The organism is Streptomyces sp. NPDC059853 (genome assembly GCF_042731495.1).
Lineage (GTDB): Bacteria > Actinomycetota > Actinomycetes > Streptomycetales > Streptomycetaceae > Streptomyces.
This window is the reverse complement of sequence record NZ_JBHWJL010000398.1, coordinates 1-3,851: the sequence shown is the minus strand read 5'-3', so window position 1 is coordinate 3,851 and position 3,851 is coordinate 1. Positions and strand designations below refer to the sequence as shown.

5 protein-coding genes are annotated in these 3,851 nt (G+C 75.8%); 2 read left to right on the top strand and 3 right to left on the bottom strand.

The genetic code is table 11. The features are described 5' to 3' along the window. Both ACFV5N_RS25630 and ACFV5N_RS25625 read left to right on the top strand, forming a co-directional pair. Positions 1-413 (top strand): anti-sigma factor (locus ACFV5N_RS25630; protein ID WP_385604265.1); only part of this gene is annotated, 413 nt, incomplete at its 5' end. A 10-nt stretch (positions 414-423) separates the two neighbouring features. After that, the gene (locus tag ACFV5N_RS25625; RefSeq protein ID WP_385604262.1) at positions 424-1,785 is read left to right on the top strand and encodes a cryptochrome/photolyase family protein; all 1,362 of its coding nucleotides are present in this window, start codon (positions 424-426) and stop codon (positions 1,783-1,785) included. 36 nt (positions 1,786-1,821) lie between these two features. Here ACFV5N_RS25625 and ACFV5N_RS25620 read toward each other — a convergent pair whose 3' ends face one another. The 3 genes from ACFV5N_RS25620 to ACFV5N_RS25610 all read right to left on the bottom strand — a co-directional run. Beyond that, positions 1,822-2,631, bottom strand: a complete 810-nt coding sequence (locus tag ACFV5N_RS25620; protein ID WP_385604259.1) for a DUF1295 domain-containing protein — start codon at positions 2,629-2,631, stop codon at positions 1,822-1,824. Beyond that, the gene (locus tag ACFV5N_RS25615) at positions 2,628-2,771 is read right to left on the bottom strand and encodes a hypothetical protein (RefSeq protein WP_385604256.1); all 144 of its coding nucleotides are present in this window, start codon (positions 2,769-2,771) and stop codon (positions 2,628-2,630) included. The genes ACFV5N_RS25620 and ACFV5N_RS25615 overlap by 4 nt, the downstream gene beginning before the upstream one ends. Next, a partial coding sequence (locus ACFV5N_RS25610; protein WP_385604253.1) for a class I SAM-dependent methyltransferase occupies positions 2,768-3,851 on the bottom strand: 1,084 nt, incomplete at its 5' end. The genes ACFV5N_RS25615 and ACFV5N_RS25610, both read right to left, overlap by 4 nt.

The window sequence follows — 3,851 nt, the reverse complement described above, 5'->3', positions numbered from 1 at the left end:
CCGTGTGGCAGTGGCAGTCGGCGCGCGAGATGCAGCGGGAGATGCAGCAGGCCCAGGAGCACTCGGCGCTGCTGGCCCAGGTGCTCGCCGCGCCGGACGCCGTGGTGAGCGGCGGCTCGCTCCCCGGCGGCGGCACCGGCACCGTGGTGGTCTCCCCCGGCATGAATCGCGCGGCGTTCGTGGCCTCCGGAATGCCGTCCCCTCCGGACGGCATGGTGTACCAGTTGTGGTTCGACGATCACGGTGCGATGCGGCCCGCAGGACTGCTCGACCCCGCCGCTGCCGATGAGGCCATGCTGATGGACGGTGCGCTGGACGGCGCGGACGGCATGGGCATCACCATGGAGCCCGCGGGCGGTTCTCCGCAGCCGACATCCGATCCGCTGGCCGTCATGGAGTTCCCCCGCACCTAGGAGCACCGAGATGGATGTCGCCGTCGTCCTGTTCACCAGCGATCTGCGGCTGCGCGATCAGCCCGCGCTGCACGCCGCGCAGCGGGCCGCCGACGCGGTCGTACCGCTGTTCGTCCGCGACCCGGCCGTGGACCGTGCCGGGTTCGCGGCGCCCAATCGGCTGGCGTTCCTCGCCGACGCGCTCGCCGACCTGGACGGCGCGCTGCGTGAACGCGGCGGGCATCTGGTGCTGCGCGAGGGGGACGTGGTGGAGCAGGTGTGCGCGGTGGTGGCGCGGACCGGTGCCGGCGAGGTGCATCTGTCGGGCGGGGTGAGCGGCTTCGCCCGGCACCGCGAGGAGCGGCTGCGCCGGGAGCTGGAGCGGCTGCGCTGCCCGCTGCGGGTGCACGACGGGGTGGTGACGGTGGTGCCGCCGGGCGCCGTGGTGCCCGGCGACCGGGACCACTTCGCGGTGTTCACCCCGTACTTCCGCCGGTGGCGGGAGAGCGCGCGGCGCGACCCGCTGCCCGCGCCGCGCCGGGTGCGGGTAGCGGACGGGGTGCGCGGGGCGGCGCTGCCGGAGCGGCGGCGGCTCGCCGGGGTGTCCCCCGGCGTGCCGGAGGGCGGGGAGCGTGAGGGGCGGCGCCGGATGGCGGCCTGGCTGCGCTCGGGTGTGGACGCGTACGAGGAGCGGCACGACGACCTGGCCGGGGACGCCACGTCCCGGCTGTCGCCGTATCTGCACTTCGGCTGTCTGTCGGCGGCCGAACTGGCCGGCCGGGCGCGGGAGCACGGCGGGCCGGGCGCCGAGGCGTTCGAACGCCAGCTGGCCTGGCGGGACTTCCACCACCAGGTGCTGGCGGCCCGTCCCGGCGCCGCGTGGCGCGACTACCGGGCCCGGGGCGACCGCTGGCGGCGCGCGGGCCGGGACGCGGACGCCTGGCGCGCGGGCCGCACCGGCTACCCGATCGTGGACGCGGCGATGCGGCAGCTGGCGCACGAGGGCTGGATGCACAACCGGGGGCGGCTGCTGGTGGGCAGCTTCCTGACCAAGACGCTGTACACCGACTGGCGGGTGGGCGCCCGGCACTTCCTGGAGCTGCTGGTGGACGGCGATCTGGCGAACAACCAGCTGAACTGGCAGTGGGTGGCGGGCACCGGCACCGACACCCGGCCCAACCGGGTGCTCAACCCGGCCATCCAGGGCCGCCGTTACGACCCGGACGGCGGCTATGTGCGCCGCTGGGTGCCGGAGCTGGAGGGGGTGCCGGTGCGGGCGCTGCACGAGCCGTGGCGGCTGGAGGCCGCGACGCTGCGGGAGCGCGGCTATCCGGAGCCGATCGTGGACCTGTCGGCGGGCCGCGACCGTTTCCTGGCCGCCCGGGGGCGGTGACGGGCCGGGTGCGCCGCCCGCCCCCGGAGCGCGGGCTCAGCCGGTGCGGCGCGGCGGGCGCGGGAAGAAACCGCTGGTGCGGGCGGCGTACGCGTCCCAGCCCGGCCGGCCCGCCATCCGCCGCTCCAGCAGGGCCTTGCCACTGCCGAAGATCAGCAGAGCGCTCATCACCAGCGGCGCCGGGACGCTGATCAGCGCCGCCTGCCACCCGGAGACGGCCAGCAGGAACAGGCCCCACCACACCGCGAAGTCACCGAAGTAGTTCGGGTGCCGGGTCCAGCTCCACAGTCCGCGGTCCATCAGCCGGCCCCGGTTGGCCGGGTCGGCCCGGAACCGGGCCAGCTGGTGGTCGCCGACCGCCTCGAAGAACATCCCCACCGCCCACAGCACGACACCGGCGACCGTCAGCGGCAGCGGCGGCGCTCCCGCGTACAGCGCGGTCTGCACCGGCAGCGACACCAGCAGGATGAGCGCGCCCTGGAGCAGGTACACCTTGCGCAGCGCGTACAGGGCGCGGCTGCCGGGGGCGGCGTCCAGCATCCGCGCGTACCGGGGGTCCTCGCCGTGGCCCCGGCCGCGCCGGGCGATGTGCACCGCCAGCCGCAGCCCCCACACCGTCGTCAGCACGGCCACCAGCAGCCGGTGTGCGTCGTCGCCGCGCCCGGTGGAGGCGATCCAGCCGGTGACGGCGACGGCGGCGAAACCGAGCCCCCAGGCGCTGTCCACCACGCGGTGCACCCCGCCCTTGGCCATCGCCACGGCGAAGGTGGCCGCCATCAGGACGGTGAGCACGGCGGCCGACAGGGCGATGTTCAGGCCGAGGGCGGCCCACGGGACGCCGTTCACCGTGCGCTCCCCCGGTACCGGGCGGCGGGGGCGGGCTCCATGCCGCTGCCGCCGGCGTCGCCGGGCCGGACGCGGAGCGGCGGGGGGCCGTCGAAGAGCCGGGGCGGCAGCGGGGCGAGGCGGGTGGCGGCGTCGGTCATGCCGGGGTGTCCTTCGTGAGCCGGATCTGCTGGACGTCGAGGTAGCCGGAGCGGAACCCGGCCTCGCAGTAGGCGAGGTAGAAGGTCCACATGCGGCGGAAGGTGGCGTCGAACCCGAGGCCGGTGACGGCGTCGGCCTGTTCGGTGAAGCGTTCGCGCCACAGGCGCAGCGTCTCGGCGTAGTGCGGGCCGTACTGTTCGCGGTGGGTGACGCGCAGGGCGGTGTGCCGGGCGACGGCCTCGGCGATGGCGCGGGTGGAGGGGAGCTGGCCGCCGGGGAAGATGTACTTCTGGATCCAGGTGTGGGTGGTGTGGGAGGCGAGCATCCGCTCGTGCGGCATGGTGATGGCCTGGAGGGCGATCCGGCCGCCGGGGGCGAGCACCCGGTCCAGGGCGCGGAAGTAGCCGGGCCAGCCGCGGACACCGACGGCTTCGATCATCTCGACGCTGACCACCGCGTCGTACCGTCCGGCGGGCCCGGCGGCCAGCTCGCGGTAGTCCTGGAGCCGCACCGTGACCCGGTCCGCGGCGCCGGCCTCGCGGATCCGGCGCTCGGCGAGGTCGCGCTGGGCGGCGGAGAGGGTGAGGGTCTCGACGCGGGCGCCGCGCCGGGCGGCGCGCAGGGCGAGTTCGCCCCAGCCGGTGCCGATCTCCAGCAGCCGGGTGCCGGGCCCGGCGTCCGCCAGGTCGAGAAGGCGGTCGATCTTGCGGTGCTGGGCCTCCGCGAGGTGCTCGCGGCGGGCGGGCAGGGAGCGGAAGAGCGCCGAGGAGTAGGTGAGGGTGTCGTCCAGGAAGAGCGCGAACAGGTCGTTGGAGAGGTCGTAGTGGCGGCGGACGTTCTCGCGGGCGTCGTCGGGCGCGTTGTGCTGGGTGGCGGGCTGGCGCGGTGCCCACAGCCGGCGCAGCCGTTGCAGCGGCGCGGGCACCAGGGTGCCGGCGTGGCCGGCGATCACCGTGAGGGCGGCGACCAGGTCGGGGGCGTCCCACTCGCCGGCCAGGTAGGACTCGCCGAAGCCGATGGTGCCGCCGGTGCCCAGCCGCCGGTAGAAGGCGTCCGGGTCGTGCAGGTCGATCCGGGGG

What these genes read in the sequence shown, in the direction of transcription:
- ACFV5N_RS25625 (WP_385604262.1), top strand. Translation starts at nt 424, where the DNA reads ATGGATGTCGCCGTCGTCCTGTTCACCAGCGATCTGCGGCTGCGCGAT.
- ACFV5N_RS25615 (WP_385604256.1), bottom strand. Translation starts at nt 2,771, where the DNA reads ATGACCGACGCCGCCACCCGCCTCGCCCCGCTGCCGCCCCGGCTCTTC.